This is a genomic window from Rhizobium sp. F40D2 (assembly GCF_051810745.2).
Classification (GTDB): domain Bacteria; phylum Pseudomonadota; class Alphaproteobacteria; order Rhizobiales; family Rhizobiaceae; genus Rhizobium.
Genome location: NZ_JBPWQX020000001.1, coordinates 260,104 through 278,164, shown reverse-complemented (window position 1 = coordinate 278,164; position 18,061 = coordinate 260,104). Strand labels below are relative to the sequence as shown.

The 18,061-nt window shown below is 61.1% G+C and carries 18 protein-coding genes; 1 reads left to right on the top strand and 17 read right to left on the bottom strand.

Annotation, left to right across the window (positions count from 1 at the left end):
- Positions 1 to 144 precede the first annotated feature (144 nt).
- From aspA to ACS4RS_RS23560, 12 genes are all read right to left on the bottom strand, one after another.
- Complete coding sequence (gene aspA, locus ACS4RS_RS23615; RefSeq protein WP_439013671.1) at positions 145 to 1,572, bottom strand: aspartate ammonia-lyase; 1,428 nt, start codon at positions 1,570 to 1,572, stop codon at positions 145 to 147.
- A gap of 99 nt (positions 1,573 to 1,671) precedes the next feature.
- Positions 1,672 to 2,766 carry an asparaginase gene (locus tag ACS4RS_RS23610; protein WP_439013670.1) on the bottom strand — a complete coding sequence of 365 codons (1,095 nt, stop codon included), beginning with the start codon at positions 2,764 to 2,766 and terminating at the stop codon, positions 1,672 to 1,674.
- A gap of 71 nt (positions 2,767 to 2,837) precedes the next feature.
- Positions 2,838 to 4,310 (bottom strand): amino acid permease, encoded by a 1,473-nt coding sequence (locus ACS4RS_RS23605; RefSeq protein WP_439013302.1) that lies wholly within the window; start codon positions 4,308 to 4,310, stop codon positions 2,838 to 2,840.
- Between the two features lie 228 nt (positions 4,311 to 4,538).
- Entirely contained in the window at positions 4,539 to 5,246 is a 708-nt protein-coding gene (locus ACS4RS_RS23600) for an FCD domain-containing protein (protein ID WP_439013301.1), read from the bottom strand.
- A 52-nt stretch (positions 5,247 to 5,298) separates the two neighbouring features.
- Entirely contained in the window at positions 5,299 to 6,018 is a 720-nt protein-coding gene (locus tag ACS4RS_RS23595) for an FCD domain-containing protein (protein WP_439013300.1), read from the bottom strand.
- Positions 6,019 to 6,102: 84 nt separating this feature from the next.
- Positions 6,103 to 6,924, bottom strand: coding sequence for a bifunctional allantoicase/(S)-ureidoglycine aminohydrolase (locus ACS4RS_RS23590; RefSeq protein WP_439013299.1), 822 nt, complete (start codon positions 6,922 to 6,924; stop codon positions 6,103 to 6,105).
- A gap of 84 nt (positions 6,925 to 7,008) precedes the next feature.
- The gene (locus tag ACS4RS_RS23585) at positions 7,009 to 8,844 is read right to left on the bottom strand and encodes a dipeptide ABC transporter ATP-binding protein (RefSeq protein WP_439013298.1); all 1,836 of its coding nucleotides are present in this window, start codon (positions 8,842 to 8,844) and stop codon (positions 7,009 to 7,011) included.
- Positions 8,845 to 8,865: 21 nt separating this feature from the next.
- On the bottom strand, positions 8,866 to 10,062 hold the full coding sequence (locus ACS4RS_RS23580) for an aminotransferase class V-fold PLP-dependent enzyme (RefSeq protein ID WP_439013297.1): 1,197 nt from the start codon (positions 10,060 to 10,062) through the stop codon (positions 8,866 to 8,868).
- A 69-nt stretch (positions 10,063 to 10,131) separates the two neighbouring features.
- Complete coding sequence (locus tag ACS4RS_RS23575; protein ID WP_439013296.1) at positions 10,132 to 10,644, bottom strand: RidA family protein; 513 nt, start codon at positions 10,642 to 10,644, stop codon at positions 10,132 to 10,134.
- A 33-nt stretch (positions 10,645 to 10,677) separates the two neighbouring features.
- On the bottom strand, positions 10,678 to 11,547 hold the full coding sequence (locus tag ACS4RS_RS23570) for an ABC transporter permease subunit (RefSeq protein WP_439013295.1): 870 nt from the start codon (positions 11,545 to 11,547) through the stop codon (positions 10,678 to 10,680).
- On the bottom strand, positions 11,547 to 12,488 hold the full coding sequence (locus tag ACS4RS_RS23565; protein ID WP_439013294.1) for an ABC transporter permease subunit: 942 nt from the start codon (positions 12,486 to 12,488) through the stop codon (positions 11,547 to 11,549). The genes ACS4RS_RS23570 and ACS4RS_RS23565 overlap by 1 nt, the downstream gene beginning before the upstream one ends.
- Before the next feature lie 81 nt (positions 12,489 to 12,569).
- A complete protein-coding gene (locus tag ACS4RS_RS23560; protein ID WP_439013669.1) occupies positions 12,570 to 14,096 on the bottom strand; it encodes an ABC transporter substrate-binding protein in 1,527 nt (508 codons plus the stop codon).
- A gap of 224 nt (positions 14,097 to 14,320) precedes the next feature.
- Here ACS4RS_RS23560 and ACS4RS_RS23555 point away from each other — a divergent pair, with 224 nt between their 5' ends.
- Positions 14,321 to 14,905, top strand: a complete 585-nt coding sequence (locus ACS4RS_RS23555) for a DUF1349 domain-containing protein (protein WP_439013293.1) — start codon at positions 14,321 to 14,323, stop codon at positions 14,903 to 14,905.
- Positions 14,906 to 14,971: 66 nt separating this feature from the next.
- On the opposite strand, the gene ACS4RS_RS23550 is transcribed toward ACS4RS_RS23555, so the two are convergent.
- The 5 genes from ACS4RS_RS23550 to ACS4RS_RS23530 all read right to left on the bottom strand — a co-directional run bounded on the left by ACS4RS_RS23550 (position 14,972) and on the right by ACS4RS_RS23530 (position 17,667).
- Positions 14,972 to 15,286, bottom strand: a complete 315-nt coding sequence (locus ACS4RS_RS23550) for a colicin (RefSeq protein WP_439013292.1) — start codon at positions 15,284 to 15,286, stop codon at positions 14,972 to 14,974.
- 22 nt (positions 15,287 to 15,308) lie between these two features.
- The gene (locus ACS4RS_RS23545) at positions 15,309 to 15,560 is read right to left on the bottom strand and encodes a MafI family immunity protein (RefSeq protein ID WP_439013291.1); all 252 of its coding nucleotides are present in this window, start codon (positions 15,558 to 15,560) and stop codon (positions 15,309 to 15,311) included.
- Between the two features lie 446 nt (positions 15,561 to 16,006).
- Positions 16,007 to 16,318 carry a hypothetical protein gene (locus tag ACS4RS_RS23540; RefSeq protein ID WP_449313996.1) on the bottom strand — a complete coding sequence of 104 codons (312 nt, stop codon included), beginning with the start codon at positions 16,316 to 16,318 and terminating at the stop codon, positions 16,007 to 16,009.
- A gap of 36 nt (positions 16,319 to 16,354) precedes the next feature.
- Positions 16,355 to 16,615, bottom strand: a complete 261-nt coding sequence (locus ACS4RS_RS23535) for a MafI family immunity protein (protein ID WP_439013290.1) — start codon at positions 16,613 to 16,615, stop codon at positions 16,355 to 16,357.
- Between the two features lie 113 nt (positions 16,616 to 16,728).
- Complete coding sequence (locus ACS4RS_RS23530) at positions 16,729 to 17,667, bottom strand: hypothetical protein (protein WP_439013668.1); 939 nt, start codon at positions 17,665 to 17,667, stop codon at positions 16,729 to 16,731.
- Between the last annotated feature and the right edge of the window lie 394 nt (positions 17,668 to 18,061).

Sequence of the window (18,061 nt, the reverse complement as noted above, 5' to 3'; positions counted from 1 at the left end):
CGAAGAAATGACAACGGCCGCCTGACTTCCCGCTGGCGAGGAAATCAAAGACGGCTGTTTCAGGAATACAGGCAAGCGACCAGACTTTATGTGCCGCTGCGCTGTAGAGCAGATTGCGGAAGCAGGGCAAAATAAGCCGCATGCTTACGAGAAGGAAAGCTTCTCGCTCGGCCGAGTCAGCGTTTCCGGGCGCAGGACCGCATCGAGATGCTCCTTCTGCATCAGCCCGCGTTCGAGAAGGATTTCATAGACTCCTCGGCCCGAATGATGCGCTTCCAGGGCAACCTCCGTGGCGTTGCGGTAGCCGATATAGGGGTTGAGCGCCGTGACGATGCCGATCGATTGCTCGACCGTCTGCCGCAACCGGTCGCGGTTGGCGGTGATGCCGCAAATGCAATTCGCCTCAAGCGTCAGGCAGGCATTGGTCAGGTGGCTCAGGCTGCGATAGAGGCTGTAGAAGATCACCGGCTCGAAGGCGTTCAGCTGGAGCTGGCCGGCCTCCGCGGCCATGGTGATCGTCACGTCATTGCCGATCACTTCGAAGGCGACTTGGTTGACGACCTCAGGGATAACAGGGTTCACCTTGCCGGGCATGATCGAGGAGCCGGCCTGGCGCGCCGGCAGATTGATCTCGTTTAACCCGGCGCGCGGCCCCGAGGACAGAAGCCGCAGGTCGTTGCAGGTCTTGGAAAGCTTGACTGCCACGCGCTTGAGAACGCCCGAAAGCTGCACGAAGGAGCCGCAATCCTGCGTCGCCTCCACCAGATCCGGTGACGTCACCAGATCGACGCCGACGATATCAGACAGGCGCTCGCGCACCAGCGCCGCATAATGAGGATGGGCGGTAATGCCGGTGCCGATCGCGGTCGCGCCGAGATTGATCTCGCGGATCAACGAGACCGCTTCCAAGAGGCGCGCCTCGTCCTCCGCCAGCATCAGCGCGTAGGTTCCGAATTCCTGTCCCAGCGTCATCGGCACGGCATCCTGCAACTGGGTGCGGCCCATCTTGAGGACGTCGGCAAACTCGATCGCCTTGGCCTCGAACGCCCGGCGCAGGATCGCCATGGCATCGACAAGGCGGTGAACGCCGATCCATCCGGCAAGTTTCAGCGCCGTCGGATAGACGTCGTTGGTGGATTGCGAGAGATTGACGTGTTCGTTCGGATGCAGGTGCTGATACTCGCCGCGGCGATGCCCCAGGATTTCCAGCGCCCGGTTGGCGATCACCTCGTTGGCGTTCATGTTGGTCGAGGTTCCCGCCCCGCCCTGGATCAGATCGACAACGAACTGGTCGTGCAGCGCCCCGTCGCGGATTTCGATGCAGGCCGCGATAATGGCATCGGCCCGCTCCTGATCGAGGAGGCCGAGGCTTGCATTGGCATGAGCCGCCGCCTGCTTGATTGCCGCAAGCGACGCGATCAGATCCGCCGATTCCTTCAGCGTCTGGCCTGTAATCGGGAAATTCTCGACCGCACGCAGCGTATGCACGCCGTAATAGGCGGAGGCCGGCACGTCGCGATCGCCGATCAGGTCATGCTCAACGCGGATTGTCGTCATATCGGATGTCGTCATGGCGGGAACTTTCAAGAGAGGCGCCGGGCATGCATTGCGGCGGCAGACTGGAAAAAGAGGATGGGTGGAAACGCGGCGGGATAACCGAGTCCCGAGGCGTTATCGGGCCAGGGCGGCAAGGCGAGGATCGTCACCGTCCGCCTTCGATCCGCGCAGCTTGAATGGAAAAGACACGCCACCTGTCGTAACACCCATCGTGTTGATGCGCTGTGGATGATGGAACGGCGCGAGCGGACTTCTGATTTCCGGCGAGCCGATTTCGAGCCGCTCGAGGATCTCCGTCACGACGGCGTAAAGGATTTCGATGTTGCCATCCTCGACCTTGATCGAGACGCCGAGTGCACCGTCCGTCCCCAGTCGCCTGGTTTCATCCGAGGTCCGTACACCGATCGCGTAGCTGGCATCGGCTCCGAGTTTGCCGATGACGGTGCCGTTGAAGGCGCGCATGAGCACGGTACAGTAGCGACCCTCGCCCGCGATCATTTCAGGATGGCGCGCCATTGCCTGGAAGATGCGCGCCAGTGCAGCGCCGCGCGTCGCGGGGCCCTCGTCCCCATCCGCTGCCGTGGCAAGCTTGGCATAGATCTGCGCCAGACGATCCAAGGGAAAAGCGGGGGTCGGAAGATTGCATCCGTCGATCCCCCATTCGACGTCCTGGACGTCCAGATCGCACAGTTCGGCGACGGTGCGCCTGACCCTCCCCTGCATCGGATGATCCGGCAGGTGGTAGCCGTCCATGCCTGCCCCGATCGCCCGGGCGCCGGCAAGCATGCCGACGTGCTTGCCCGAGCAATTGCTGCAGACGGCTGTCGGGACAAAGTCCTGCTTGATCCAGGAGCGGTTCACCGTGTCGGACAGCGAAGGATGACCGCCGCAGCGAAGGTCGCCCTCCTCGGCCTTGATCTTCGACAGCATGGTTCGCGTGCGCGCGATATGCCGCTCTTCGCTGCTGTGGGAAGCGCACATCAGCGCAATATCCGCATCATCGAATCCGAAACGCGCGACACCTTCCGCCTCCAGGATGGCAAGCGCCTGGGCCGGCTTGGCGGCGGACCGGGCAAGCGTCAGGCGTGCCGGATTTCCAAGTGCGTAAAGCAGCCTGCCTTTTGCATCGACGACAGCCGCGTGGACGCGATGACGGTTCTCGACGATCCCGCCACGATCGGTGACGGCGAAATCCTCACTCGGGGTCATTTCTCTCTCCATTCATGCGGTGCCCTGGCTGCGACACACGCCGCCAGGGCAGGCTCGGCTTATCAAGGGTGTCAGGCCAGGTCGAAGCCGCCGCGATCCTCGCCCTGTTCGGCGGCGAGCATGTGGATGCGCTCGCGCATCAGCAGCCAGCCGACCACCAGCGCCGGGATGATCAGCAGCAGAGAGGCGACCGTGTAGGTCCCGACGGGATAATCGAGGGCCATCAGGATCACGACAACAGTAAGGAAGCCCAGCGTCAGCAGGCCGGTGTAAGGCGCGCCGAACATCCGGAATTCGGGCCGCACCAGCTTGCCCTGCCGCGACAGCTGCCACAGCTTGAGCTGGCACAGGACGATCACGCCCCATGCGGCGATGATGCCGAGAGCGGCGACATTAAGCCCGATTTCGAACGCTTCTGCCGGTACGAGGGCGTTCAGCACGACGCCGAAGGCGGTCACGACAGCGGTCACCGCAATGCCGACATAGGGCACGCCTGACCTGTTCATCTTCGCCAGCGCCGCCGGCGCCGAGCCCGAAATCGCCATGGAATGTAGGATGCGGCCTGTCGAATAGAGCCCGGCATTCAGCGACGACATGACGGCGGTCAGCACGACGAGGTTCATGACGACGTCGGCGCCATGGATCCCGATCTTGCCGAAGAAGGTCACGAACGGGCTCTCGCCGCCCTTATAGGCGGTATAGGGCAGCAACAGCGACAGCAGCAGGACCGAGCCGACATAGAAGACCACCAGGCGCAGCACGACCGTCCGGATCGCGCGGGGCATGACCTTGCGCGCATTTTCGGTTTCACCGGCAGCAGTGCCGATCAGTTCGATCGAGGCATAGGCGAAAACCACGCCCTGTATCACCACCAGCGCCGGCAGGATGCCGTTCGGGAACATGCCGCCGAAATCGGTGATGGTGTTCAGGCCCGGAACGTGGCCGTCGATCGGCGTGCCGGTGAAGACGAAATAGACACCGACGATCAAGAAGACGACCAGCGCGAGAACCTTGACGAGGCTGAACCAGAATTCCAATTCGCCGAAGACTTTCACCGACAGGAGATTCATCGCGAGAACGGTGACCAGCGCTGCCAGCGCAAATACCCACTGGTCGATCATCGCGATCCACGGGACATAGGCCTTGAAGAAATTCATGTAGAGAGCCACCGCGGTGACATCGGCGACCGCCGTCATCGCCCAGGTCAGCCAATACATCCAGCCGACCGCGAAGGCGAGCTTTTCACCGTAAAACTCCCGGGCATAGGAGACGAACGAGCCCGAGGTCGGGCGATGGACGATCAGTTCGCCGAGAGCCCGGAGAACGAGAAACGCGAAAAAGCCGCACAAGGCATAGACCAGCACCAGCGCGGGACCGGCAGCGGCGAGCCGGCCGCCGGCGCCGAGAAACAGTCCCGTGCCGATGGCGCCGCCGATGGCGATCATCTGGATCTGCCGCGGCTTCAGCGCCTTTTTGTAACCGAGGTCCTCCTCGGCAAAAACCTGGCCATCGGCCTCGCTTCTGTTGGATTCCATGACTGTCATTTCTCCTCCCTATCCATGGGTTCGGCAAACTCCCGGCCGCCCCTCCGCGCAAATAATGTGTCAATCTGCTATGCGGTCTGACAGGTTTAGCGATAGAAACGAAAACGGCACTCCAGTCAAGGATTTTCCTCCTGCTGTGCGCGGATGCATAAACGACGACCTGTGGAAAGGCAGTGTTTGCGGCCGGATGACGTCGATTCCACTTTCTTGTTGAAAGCGCGGCAGACTTCAGCGCGGCTCGGCGCCGATGATGCGGCTGACTGCCGCCTCGACCTTCTTGAGATGAATTTCCATCGCCGCCTGGGCCTTGGCCTCCGACCCTTGGAGGATGGCGTCGACGATCGCGCGATGCTCTTCATTCGATTCCTGACGTCGCGGCCCCAAAGCGGTCAGCAGCCCGGATTGCTGCGCCATCGCCTCGCGAACGTCGTTGACGATGTCGCGGAAGACCGTATTCCTCGACGCCTCGGCGATCAGCCCGTGAAAATCGGAATCCAGCTGCACCCAGGCCTCGGTATCTTCTTCCTGCTCCATCCGGTCGCAAAGTCCAAGCAGCCGGGACAGTTCATCGTCGTTTCGGCGCAGCGCTGCCCAACCGGCAGCGGATACCTCGACGAAGGGGCGCGCCTCCATCAGATCGCGCGCGGAGTAATTGCCGTAACGGATATCTCCATCCCCTGCGGCGGTGAGCACATAGGTTCCGCTCCCGGTCCGCGTCTCCGTCAGCCCCAAAATCTGCAGCGAGCGCAGCGCTTCCCGCACGATCGGGCGGCTGACGCCGTATTTTGCCGCCAACTTCGCTTCCGAAGGCAGCTTGGAACGGGCGGCAAACCGGCCGGAAAGAATGAGATTGCGCAACTCCTCGAAGACCAGTTGCGAGGCGCTTTTTCGACTGAGGATCGCGGAGTCGGAAAGCCAGCTTTCTAGATCGTTCATCGCTTTGCATTCGATCGGCAGCGACCCGGCTGTCCGGACGCCAAGTTTAATATCATGCTTTCAGCCGCGCTCCCTCATCATCGACAATCCCGATGATCGACCGCTTTACCTCCAGCAGGTGCTCCGTCATGGCGGCGCGCGCATCCCCCTCGCCGCCCGCGGCGACCGCCTCCAGAATCCGGCGGTGCTCGGCGTTCGAGGCTTTGCGCCGTCCGCGAACATGCTCCACCAGTTCCGATTGCGTCGACAGAGCGCCGCGGACATCGGCGACGACCTTCCTGAAGATCGCATTGCCCGAGGCTTCGGCGATTTCTCCATGAAACTCCGCGTCCATCCGCACCCATTTCTGGACGTCCTCCTCCTCATCCATTCGGTCGCACAAGGATGAGAGCGAAGCCAGCTGCGCGTTCGAGCGCCGCAATGCCGCCCAGCCCGCAGCCGGTATCTCGATGCAGGGCCGCGCCTCCATCAGATCGCGGGCGGAATAGGCGCCGCCGCCGAGTTGCCGCGCCGGGCTTTCCGAAACGACGAAGGTGCCCCGCCCGGTCCTGGTTTGCGTGAACCCCAGCGTCTGCAGCGAGCGGAGCGCCTCACGCACGATCGCCCGGCTGATGCCGTACCGTTCGGCAAGTTGCACCTCCGAGGGAAGACGGGTGCCGAGAGCAAGTTTCCGATCGACAATGGCCGTGCGGACATCTTCGAAGACCGCTTCGGCAGCGTTTCTCCGCTGTATCTCTTGCTTCTCCGACAGCCATGAATCCATATCCCGCATCGAAGGACGATGCGGGCAATCGAGAGAGCTGTCAAGCAACCGGACAGGCACGCCGAAACGTGCCGACGCGGTATGCGAAGCTGCCTACCAGAGCTTCATGTGCCGGTTGACGTCCTTGTAGAGCAGGTAGCGGAAGCGGCCGGGACCGCCGGCATAACAGGCCTGCGGGCAGAAGGCGCGCAGCCACATGAAGTCGCCGGCCTCGACCTCGACCCAATCCTGGTTGAGGCGGTAGACGGCTTTGCCTTCGAGCACATAGAGACCATGCTCCATGACATGGGTTTCCATGAAGGGGATCACCGCGCCCGGTTCCAACGTGACGATATTGACGTGCATGTCGTAGCGCACATCGGCCGGATCGATGAAGCGGGTCGTGCCCCAACGGCCGTCGGTGTCGGGCATGGCGCGGATCGGATGGTCGTCCTCATGGGTGACGATCGCCGGCGGCGGCTCCAGTCCCTCGACTTCCTGAAACGCCTTTCGGACCCAGTGGAAGATCGCAACAGCCGAACCATCGTTTTTGAGGCGCCAGGTCGAACCGGCGGGAATATAGGCGAAGGAGCCGGCGCGTAGTGCGTGGCTGACGCCGTCGAGTTCCACCGTCATGCCGCCTTCAACGACGAACAGCACTGCTTCGGCCCGCTTGTCCGGCTCCGGCCGGTGGCTTCCGCCGCCCGGCTGAACTTCCATGACATATTGCGAGAATGTTTCGGAGAAGCCGGAAAGCGGCCGGGAGAGAACCCACGCCCGCGTTCCCGTCCAATGCGGAAGGAGGCTGGTGACGATATCGCTCATGACACCGCGGGGGATGACCGCGTAAGCCGTGGTGAAGACGGCCCTGCCGGAAAGCAATTGGGTCTGCGGCGGCAAACCGCCGAGCTTCGAATAATACTCTGTCTTGTCCATTGATGCAGCTTTCCAGGCAGGTGTCACTACATCTGCTTTATGCGCCGGCGGTCCGTTAGGCAACTGCCATTGGACCGAGCCAACCTACCGATCGGCCATCACCAGATGGCCCGGCCCGACTTCACGATAGAGGGTGGCCGGAGGCTGGTAGTCGACGGCGCGCATCGGGCTCTTGATCTCGTCATTCGCCACCATGCGCTTCTCATGACGGCGGTCGGGATCGGGCACCGGCACGGCGGCGATGAGCTTCTTGGTATAGGCATGCTGCGGATTTTCGAAGACGGCGGCGCGCGGGCCGATCTCGACGATCTCGCCGAGATACATCACCGCCACCCGGTGGCTGACGCGCTCGACCACCGCCATGTCGTGCGAGATGAACAGGAAGGCGAGGTTGAGGCTCTGCTGCAGGTCGAGCATCAGGTTGATGACCTGCGCCTTGATCGACACGTCGAGCGCCGACACGCTTTCATCGGCGACGATGACCTTCGGCTGCAGGGCAAGCGCCCGGGCGATGCAGATGCGCTGGCGCTGGCCGCCGGAAAATTCGTGCGGATAACGCGCCGCCATATCCGGGGAGAGACCGACCTTGACCAGCAGATCGGCAACGACTTCCCTCGCCTCTCTCGCGCTGCCCATCCTGTGCTCGAGATAGGGTTCGGCAATCGCCGCCCCGACCGTCATGCGCGGGTTGAGGCTGGCGAAGGGATCCTGGAAGATCATCTGCACGGATTTGCGCATTTCGCGCAGATCCTTCCTGTCGAGGCCGAGCACCTCCCTGCCCTCGACGAGAACGGAACCGGCCTGCGGCTCGATGAGACGCATGATGGCGCGCCCCGTCGTCGATTTGCCGCAGCCGGATTCGCCGACGAGCGACAGCGTCTCGCCGGCATGAAGATCGAAGGAGACGTTTTCGACCGCATGCACCCGGCTGGTCAGCCGGTTGAAGAGACCGGAATGAATGTCGAAACGCTTGGTGAGGTTCTTCACCTCAAGGACCGGCGTCGCTGCGACCGTATCGGCGGCCTCGGCCGGACTATCCGATTGGCCGGTCGCCACGTTGACCACGGGAAAACGCAGCGGCCGCTTGCGGCCCTGCATCGAGCCGAGCACCGGCACGGCTGACAGCAGCGCCCTCGTATAAGGATGTTTGCCGCGGTGGAAAATATCGGCAGTGGGGCCGCTTTCGACCTGCTCACCGCGATACATCACCACCGTCCGGTCGGCGATCTCGGCGACGACGCCCATGTCATGGGTGATGAACAGGACGGAGGTCCCCTCCTCCTCCTGCAGCATCTTGATGAGATCGAGGATCTGGCCCTGGATCGTCACGTCGAGTGCGGTCGTCGGCTCGTCGGCGATCAAGAGCTTCGGTCGGCTGGCGAGCGCCATGGCGATCATCACCCGCTGGCGCATGCCGCCGGAAAAACGATGCGGATATTCGTCGAAACGCGAGGCGGCCGACGGGATGCGGACTTTTTCCAGCAGCCTGATCGTCTCGGCTTTGGCATCGGCCCGGCTCATAGCGGAATGGCAGAGCAGCGCTTCGGAAATCTGGTCGCCGATGGTGAAGAGCGGATTGAGCGAGGTCATCGGCTCCTGGAAGATCATCGCCACCTCGTTGCCGCGCACCTGCCGCATCGCAGGTTCCGGCAAGGACAGCAGGTCGCGCCCGCCGAGCATGACGCGGCCTTCGATGCGGCTCATATCCGCCTGCAGCAGCCGCATGATCGAGAGCGAGGTGACGCTCTTGCCCGAGCCGGATTCGCCGACGATCGCCACGGTTTCGCCGGGTGCGACGGTGAAGGAGACATCGCGCACGACCGGTTTCCAGGCGCCGTCGACCAGAAAGGACGTTGTCAGCCCCTCGACGGAAAGAACGGTGCTGGCGGTCTCGATCGTTTGTGCTTGGACGATGCCCATGTCGGTCGGTTCCTTTGCGGCTCAATCCGGCCAGCGCAACACGCCGTCGAAACGGTGCCGGCTGCGGTTTTCGATCGGGGTTGCGATGATCTCGTTGGAGGCGCGCGCCTTGTCGAGTTCCTCGGCCAGGCGGTTTGCGACGATGACCTCCTGGCCCGGATGCAGGTTGCACGGGTCCAGATAGAAATAGCGGTGCTCCACCTCATGATCGCGCACGATGATCGGCGGGGTGCCCTTCGCCAGCGCATCGGCCAGATCCCAGGCGGTGATATGGGCCTGCTCGGCATCGACGACGAGACGCAGCCGGTCGAGCGGATTGTTGGTCGGGTCGGGCTCGATCAGCGCGGTGACGCCGGGACGGCCGTCGAGCGTCTTCTTCCACAGGTTGAGAGAGCCGGTCTCGCGTTCGCGGATGCCGGCGTGATCGCGTTTTTCCCAGGCTTCGAGTGCGGCCATGACCCCGAAGATGCTCTCCTTGCCGACCTTCATACCGCGGCCGATGCCCATGTTCTGCAGGAAGGCATGACGCACCAGCTCCTTCCGGCCGGCGACGATGCCCGAGGTCGGGCCGCCAAGGAACTTGTGGCCGGAGTAAAGGGCGATATCGGCCCCCTGCTCCAGGAAGATGCGCAGGTCATATTCCGAGGCCGCATCGACGATGACGGGCACACCCCTGGCATGGGCGATCTCGACGAATTCCTTGAGGTTCAGCAGGCCGTAATCGACGACATGGTGGGAGACGACATAGACGGTCGCGGCAGTCTTGTCGGTGATCGCCTTTTCCATGTGGAAGCGATGCGTCGAGGTCGCCTGCCCCACAAGCACGACCTTGCCGCCGGCAAGCCGGATCGCCTGGTCGACCGGCGCGCCGTAGCTCACCACATGGCCCATCTGCACCAGCACCTCGTTCTTCTCGCACACGGCATCCGGCAGCTTCTCGATCGCCAGCAGATTGTCGCCGGTGATGGCACCGGCAACGGCCAGCGAAATGCCGGCCGAGCAGGAGGCGGTGACGAAGCCGGCCTCGCCGCCGGTCAGCCGGGCGATGACGGCGCTTGCCTTGCGCTGCAGATCGTTGATCTCGACGAAATGCGGCAGGATCGATGCCATCGCCTCGATCGCCTCCGGCACGACGATCGAAGCGCCGAGGCTGGTCATCGTCCCGGATACGTTGATGACGGGGCGAAGGCCGAGCGAAGGTCTGATATCATTGGGCATGAAGGTCTCCAGAAGTCTCAGTCAAGCAACGCGGCATGGTGGGCGCTGCTCCAAATATGAAAGCTCTCGTCAGCCATTCAAGGCGACGATCGCCTCGATTTCGACGGTGATGTTGCCGGGCAGCGAGCCGAAGCCGACGGCCGAGCGGGCATGTTCGCCGGCCGGCCCGAAGACGGCGATCAGCAGATCCGAGCAGCCGTTGATGACGCTCGGATGATCCTCGAACTCAGGCACCGCATTGACCATGCCGAGCAGCTTGACCACCCGCTTGACGCGGGAGAGATCGCCGAGCGCATCATGCATGACGGCGAGCAGATTGATGCCGGTCAGCCGCGCATGCCGGTAAGCCTCCTCGACACCGACATTCGCGCCGACTTTGCCGGCATGCAGGAAGCCATCGGCTTCGCGCGGCCCCTGGCCGGAGAGGTAGAGCATATTGCCCTCCACCACATGCGTCACGAAATTGGCGATCGGCGGCGGCGGCGGCGGCAGCTTGATGCCGAGGGCGACTAACCGTTGGTAAGGCGAGTTCTCGACCTTGCCGGCGGCGTTGGGAAACTGATTCACGCAAACTCCTGTCATGCGAATTGGATTGGCCGACGTCTGGTCGGCGGATTAAAGGTCCTTGCGAAGTCTTGGGTCGAGCATGTCCCTGAGGCCATCGCCGACCATCTGCAGCGACAGCACCGAGAGAATGATCGCCACACCGGGAAACAGCGTCATCCAGTCGGCCTGGCCGATATATTGGCGGCCGGCGGCAATCATCGTTCCCCAGGTCGGAATTTCCGGACTGACGCCGAGGCCGAGGAAAGACAGGCCAGCCTCGGCAAGCATCGCGCTGGCAAAGAGGAAGGTGGCCTGCACCAGGATCGGCGACAGCAGGTTGCGCAACACATGCCGCGTCATGATGTGAAAGGTGGAAATGCCGAGCGCCCTCGCCGCCTCGACATAGGGCAGCTCGCGGATGACCAGCGTCGACGCGCGGACGATGCGGGCAAGGCGCGGCGCATAGACGATCGACAGGGCGATGATGACAGTGGTCAAGGACGGGCCGAGGGCGGCGACGAGGGCGATCGCCAGCAGAATATCCGGGAAGGCCATCATCGCATCGGTCAGCCGGGCGATCGGCGTGTCGAGTTTCTGGAAAAAGCCGGCGAGAAGGCCGAGCGTCACGCCGATCACCGCCGACAGGCTGACGACCGCAACGCCGACCAGCAGCGACAGGCGGCCGGCAAAAATCGTCCGCGAGAAGACGTCGCGGCCGAACTCGTCGGTGCCGAAGAAGAAGGTGCCGCTCGGCGGCTTCAGCCGGTTGACGATGGAAAGCTTGGACGGCGAATAGGGCGCGACGACAGGCGCGAAGACCGCCAATAGCACGAAGATCGCCAGGATCAGCAGGCCGAAGGCCACCGTCTTGCGCCTCAGCAGGCGGCGGACGAATTTGCTGCCTTCGCTCGCGGCGGGCCTGATTGCGATATCGGCCATCAGTAGCGCACCCTCGGATCGACCAGCAGATAGAGCATGTCGATCGCAAAATTGATCAGCACATAGAGGGCGGCGATGACGAGCAGCGCCCCCTGGATGACGGGATAGTCGCGGCGCAACACCGCCGAGACGACGAGATTGCCGACGCCCGGCAGGCCGAAGACCGTTTCGGTGACGACGGCGCCTGAGATCAGCACCGCCGCCGTCAGGCCGAGCACCGTCAGGATCGGGATCAGCGCATTCTTCAGCGCATGCTTGAGGATGACCTTGCGCTCGACCAGCCCCTTGGCGCGCGCCGTGCGGATATAATCGTCGCCGAGCACATCGAGCATCGAGGCGCGGGTGAAGCGCAGAATCAGCGCCGAGGAGACGATGCCGAGCGCAAAGGCCGGCAACGTCAGATGATACATGCGGTCCGCGAAGGTCGAGCCGGGGCCGCCATAACCCGAGACCGGGAAGAGGTTGAGCCGGACGGCGAAGAACTGCATCAGGATGAGGCCGAGCCAGAAGCTTGGAATGCTGGCGGCAAGCATCGCCAGCGTCGTTGCCGCCTGGTCGACGAAGGAGCCGCGCCGATAGGCGGCGTAGATGCCGATCGGCAAGGCGATGATGCTGGCGATAGCCAGGGAAAACAGCGTCAGGAAGAAGGTCGGCTCGGCGCGGTCGAGCAGAGCCGAGGTGACCGGCATGTTGAGGAAGATCGACTGACCGAGATCGCCCTTCAGCAACTGGCCGATATAATAGAGATATTGCAGGCCGAGCGATTGATCGAGACCGAGCCTGCTTCTCAGATCGGCAACATCCTGCGGCGTCGCATCCGGCCCGAGCATGACGGCAGCCGGGTCGCCCGGCGTCACGCGCACGATGACGAAGACGATCGTGACGACGAGAAACATCACGACGATCATGCCAAAGAAGCGCTGGAGGATGTAGCGGATCATGAATGCTGGCCTTCAAGCCCTTGCAGATGCGGCAGAAAAGACCGGCGCCGAGCCCCGCAGGGCCGGCACCGGCGGCGATGCTTACTTCTTGATCGAAGCGTTCCAGAAATATGGCCACGGGGCCGGATCGACGCCTTCGAGCTTGACCGACTTTGCCGCGACGGCGTTGAAATCGCCGATCTTCATGAAGGGCGCGTCTGTATAGATAGCCTTCTGGACATCGGCCCAGAGTGCCACGCGCTTCTTCGGGTCGACCTCGGAGGTGAAGGCATCGACGGCGGCCTTGCGGGCCGGCGTATCCCACCAGCCGGGCGAGCTGGTCGAGAGCGAGCCGATCAGCGCCGGCTCCGGCAGGAAGGGGCTGTGGGTGATGTAGATGTCCCAGAGCTTCGGATCGGTGCGGCGCTGCGTCAGCGTCGCCCAGTCCACCACCTGCATATCGACGGTGAAGCCGGCAAGCTTCAGATATTCGGCGGCGACCTGCGCCATCTTGTAGTGAAATTCGTACTGGCGGCTGGTGAGGATGCGGATCGGCTCGCCGTTGTAGCCGGCCTTCTTGGCGGCAGCGGCAGCCCCTTCCGGATCGGCAACGTTATAGGCGCCTTCGACGCCGGCATCCGTCGACCAGGAAAAGCTCTTCGGATAGATGGCGCCGTCGAGCGCATAAAAATCCTTGCTGCCGAAAGCGGCGGCCAGCATATCTTCCATGCTGAGCGCCTGGCGGATCGCCTTGCGAACCTCGACATTCCCGGCAACACCCTCCTTCGTGTTGAAGACGAAGACCGGATAACCGAAGGGCTTCAGCATCACCGGCTGCGAGGCGGTGGAGGCTTTCAGCTTGTCGTAGGATTCGACCGCGATCGAGTCGACATAATCATACTGGCCGGAGATGGCGGCCTCGACGCGGGTGTTCGGGTCCGGCACCGGCACGAAGCGGATTTCATCGAGATATTGATGGCGGGCGCCGCCATACCCATTGCTGTCGCCTTCGCGGGACTTATAGCCGTCGAAGCGGACGAGCTGGATATACTGGTCGGCCTTGCGCTCCTTCAGCATATAGGGACCGGTGCCGATGAACTCCTTCATCGGCTCATCCTGCTTTTCGGCAGGGATGATGATCGCGGCCGAATTGTTGAAAGCAAGCAGCGAGGCCAGCGGCGCATAGGGCTGTTTTAGCGTGATCGTCACGGTTGCGGGATCAACGGCGGTGATCTTGTCGATGAAGCCCGCCACCTGCTTGCCGCGCGAAGCGATCTTCATCCAGCGGCCAAGCGAGGCGACGACATCGTCCGAGGTCATGTCACTGTTGTCGTGGAACTTGATGCCGGTCCTGAGCTTGATCGTATAGGTTTTGCCGTCGGCGCTGATCTCAGGCAGGCTTTCGGCCAGCAGCGGCGTGACGTTCCAGCTCTTATCGAAAGTGTAGAGCGTCTCAAAAATATGCTGCGTGACGATACCGACGAGATCGGCCGTCGACGACATCGGATCGAGCGTCGGCGGCTCGCCGATCGTCGCGACATTGATGACGCCGCCCTTTTCCTGGGCAAGCAAGGTCGAAGGCAAGGCGACAAGCGCGGTGCCGAGCAGGAATGCGACAAGTGTTTTCATGTGAGGGCTCCCGGTCAGTTCCACAATTATGTAATTCATCTTTTTGTAAGAGAATAAGAGATGGATCGATCCTGTCAAGCGCGGGCGACCTATTATGCGCTCTGGCGGATACTGGAACACCAAAAACCACAATCTTCGGCTGCGCTCTGCCTGCACGAAGGCCGCTTTTTATGCCAAGGTGAGCGATCACCGGCGGTCAGGCTTCAATGGAACGGGAAAATAGAATGAGCATTGATTTCAACGACGGAAAATGGCTGAACGAACCGGCCAGCTGGCACGCCGACAACACCGCTCTCACCCTGACGACCGACGAGAAAACCGATTTCTGGCGCGAGACCTATTACGGCTTCACCCGCGACAGCGGCCACTTCCTCGCCTTTCCCACGGCCGAGAGCTTCACCGCCCAGATCCGCATCCAGGGCGAATTCCGCACCCTGTACGACCAGGCCGGCCTGATGGTGCGCCTCGACGAAAACCGCTGGGTGAAAACCGGCGTGGAATTCACCGACGGCGAAGCCTTCCTCAGCACCGTCGTCACCGACGGCCGATCCGACTGGTCGGTCTCACAGCCCTTCAAGCCACTCGAGGACTTCCACATCCGCGTCACCGTCAAAAACGGCGCCCTGCGCATCCAGGCCTCCCGCGACGGCAGCCGCTGGCCGCTGCTGCGGCTAGCGCCCTTCCCGATCGCCGACCAATACGAAGTCGGGCCGACGGCCTGCACGCCGGAGCGCAGTGGGTTGATGGTGCGTTTTTCGGAGTTTTCGATCGGGCCGGCGATTACGACGGATCTGCATGATTTGAGTTGAGGAACGCTGTGATGCGTTCAAGCGCCACATGCCGTGCACCACCTGGAACAAGAGACACAGCCATCCTCAGTCGGGCATGTCGTATTCTCGACGGCAATATACAAACCCAGACAATGCGTCCAAATCTTTGAAGAGCCGCGTTGCGTGGGAACATTCCGTATCGATACGTTCGATCAGTTCCGGTCCGGCAGAGGCGAAAACATTTGTGGATAATACTTCCGCGCTTTCGATATCAAACTCAGTTGGCTCACGCTCCAGATAATATCTTATGAGAAGGGCCTTTTCATCGAATTCGACGGCGATGGCCCTAATCGCTGGGTAAATCTCTCCCAGTAGATTTCGCCAGATATTGAGGACAAGCCAGTTTGGAAGTTTGTTCACCGTTGTCGCCCTTGCACCGAGCTCACGAATTCGAATGCCTGAGGAAGTGCCATGTATCTTCCTGCAGTTTCAGTTCCTCGGCTAGCTCCCGAATGGTGATCCGTTCCCCTGGAGCCGGCACCACGTCATGCTCGTACAATTGCGTGCATAGATTTTCCAATGCGACTGCGCACTCATTGTGCTTCGCAAGGGATATGTATTCGCCGATATATTTCTCGGGCAGGCGTCCGCTGAAATCACTGATGAGCTTGATCAGCTGTTTCTCAACTTCCATACGCACCTCGTCGTGACTTGCGGCAATATCCGGATAAGCTTGGCGCTTATTTCGACTGCATCTGACAATCTGCCGTGCGTTGACACAGCACAATCCGGCGCCACCGTCAGACACCGAGTGGCGGTCAACTTCCGCATAAACACAGGCACACGGCTCATAGGTCAGGGTCGTCCTTGCAAACGCCAGTCATCAGGCATTTGGAGCCGATTGACGTTTTATGGGGCAATTGCCTGAGGAGCTCGCACGTCCACATGTGTTTTGCGAAATTGGAATCAACTTCTGTGCCGTCAATCATGACCGTTCCGCCTCTGACGATGGGCTGGAACCGCCCGTCTCCAATCGCAATGGCGATTGCTCTGATCAACACATTCGCGGTTTGGCATGGCCGCATGGCCAGCGCAACCTTCCGCTGTTCAGCCTCTCCAAGCTCCCCCACGCCCGCTAAGTCAGAAAGCAAGGGGCCCATCCTCGGCTTGGATTTGCTTGCTAAGCGCATTCAAACCAGGCCTATCGGCCTTCTCAACCAGCCCAGCCAGTTTGATTGCCAGTTGCTGAGCGCCGCTGCCGTCGTTGAACCGTTCGAGTGCAGATATCAGCTGTGCCGAATCCGTAGCGAACGCGGACCCCGGCAGCGCAACGACCGCACAGAAAACGGCGGCGACCAATTTATTTCGGGACATCCAAGATACCTGCGATAAAATCTTGCATCGGCAATATCGTCTTTTTGTTGCGTCGCGTATCAAAGCCACCAGCTCCAAGATAACCATCCCCAGAGTTAAATATCCGAATATTTCTCAATTCGGTAAGCGCCCCAGCAATTGATCAACGTCAATCGCCATTGCGCTCGCCAAACGATGAATCAATTCTCTTACCGCAATGCTCGCGATCTTGTTTTCCTCGGCATAAATCGCAACTGCTGTTCTCAACGCGAGTCCGTACTCACCGACATCAACATATTCCTGTATCTCGCCACATTCCGATTCAGACAGCTCTGTTCGTGCTGCTTCCATTAAGCATTGGAATGACGATTCGATTTCCTCAAATCTGCGCGACAATCGCATCTCCTATTTCGGGCTTCGCATGAAACCCGGAACTTTTAGCGGCTGCCCCGCCACTCGACTTTCATCCGGTAGCGAGTACCTCGGCTGTTGTTGAACCGCTGGCTCCATCAATATTGGAGTGCAGCGGGCGTGGGCGCCACAGCAGTAAAGCGGGCATCCCTGAAATCATACAGGCGCTGAAAGGCATCTTCGCGCTTGTCGGCATAATATCGGAATTGGCTTTTCGACAATCGGTAGATGCAACCACCCCGGGCAAACACAAGGTCGCCGCCGTCCCAATCCGCCCAATCAGTCTCAGGGAGATCGATGAGCAGGGTTCCGCCGCGATCAATCACGCGATAATCCAGGCCGTACCACGCCTTTTGCCTACGACCGATCGCGTGGAGGATCATCTGGAGCCGCCGACCGTTAAAACCGACCTTTTCCTCAACGTGCGGCTGGCTAAAGCGAAAAAATGCGGTCGCATTCAAACCGCAGTACTGCCCTTCACCGATCGCGATCACCCGCCAACCATCGCGCTCGCGCAGGAGGCCATTGATCGGTTCGTCCTCACCGCGGCCTGGCCGCTTCCCGCACGGCTTGATATGCATTCCCGGCTTTAGCCGGAATCCATCGGCGAGTTTGAAGCTGGCCTCCCACTCGGGGGAATGATTCAAAAGCAGTGTTTCTTCATCCTCGAAAATGCCGCCACCACCCCAGGCATCCCCCTTCGGCCAAAGGGCCAACGCGGTGAAGAATGGGGGCTTTGATATTGCTGTCCAGCTTCCGTAGGGCGCGCAGTTTGTCGCCGCGAAATAGACGAGCAGTCGGCCGGACGGCGAAAGATCGCAACGTCGTTCGTAGATGCGTCCCTTGAACCATTGCCCATGTTCAAAAGTGTCGTTGCGCAGGTCCCAACGAATTAGCTGCACCTGTTTGCTCGGTCCGCGACGGAATATGACACCCGTTCTCGCTGCCCGCGCGAGGATCGCATATAGCCGCGTTGCGGCCGGTTTGTTCCTCTGAGGACCTTCGCCTGGGGCGGGGTCGCGTTCTTCGATGGTCAATTAGACTGCTTCCTAAGCTAGAGGCGTGAAGGCATCCTAGCCGATACCCTTATGGAAGCTATTTTCCTGCTTTCAATGTAGACTCTTTGATCATACTTTCTAACAGGCTACCTATATCCTCAATCTCCTCTCGATCTTCCAGGCTTTCGTGCTCGAGGACGAATCTAAGTTGCCATCGCCCACCCAGGTTTCCCAAAGCCACAAGCCTAAAGTTTGGAGAAATTGTCCCGAGCAACGCCTGCACGAGGCATACCGTCGTGCGGTTTCACAATTCGATGGCTTCTTTATCCATATCTGTCATTGGGCACTCGCCGTAGGACTCGTTGGAACAACGCTTGTATTAGCGGTCGGAAATATCGACAGAGAGCTGCTTGTAGGCCTCGCGGGCCTCTGC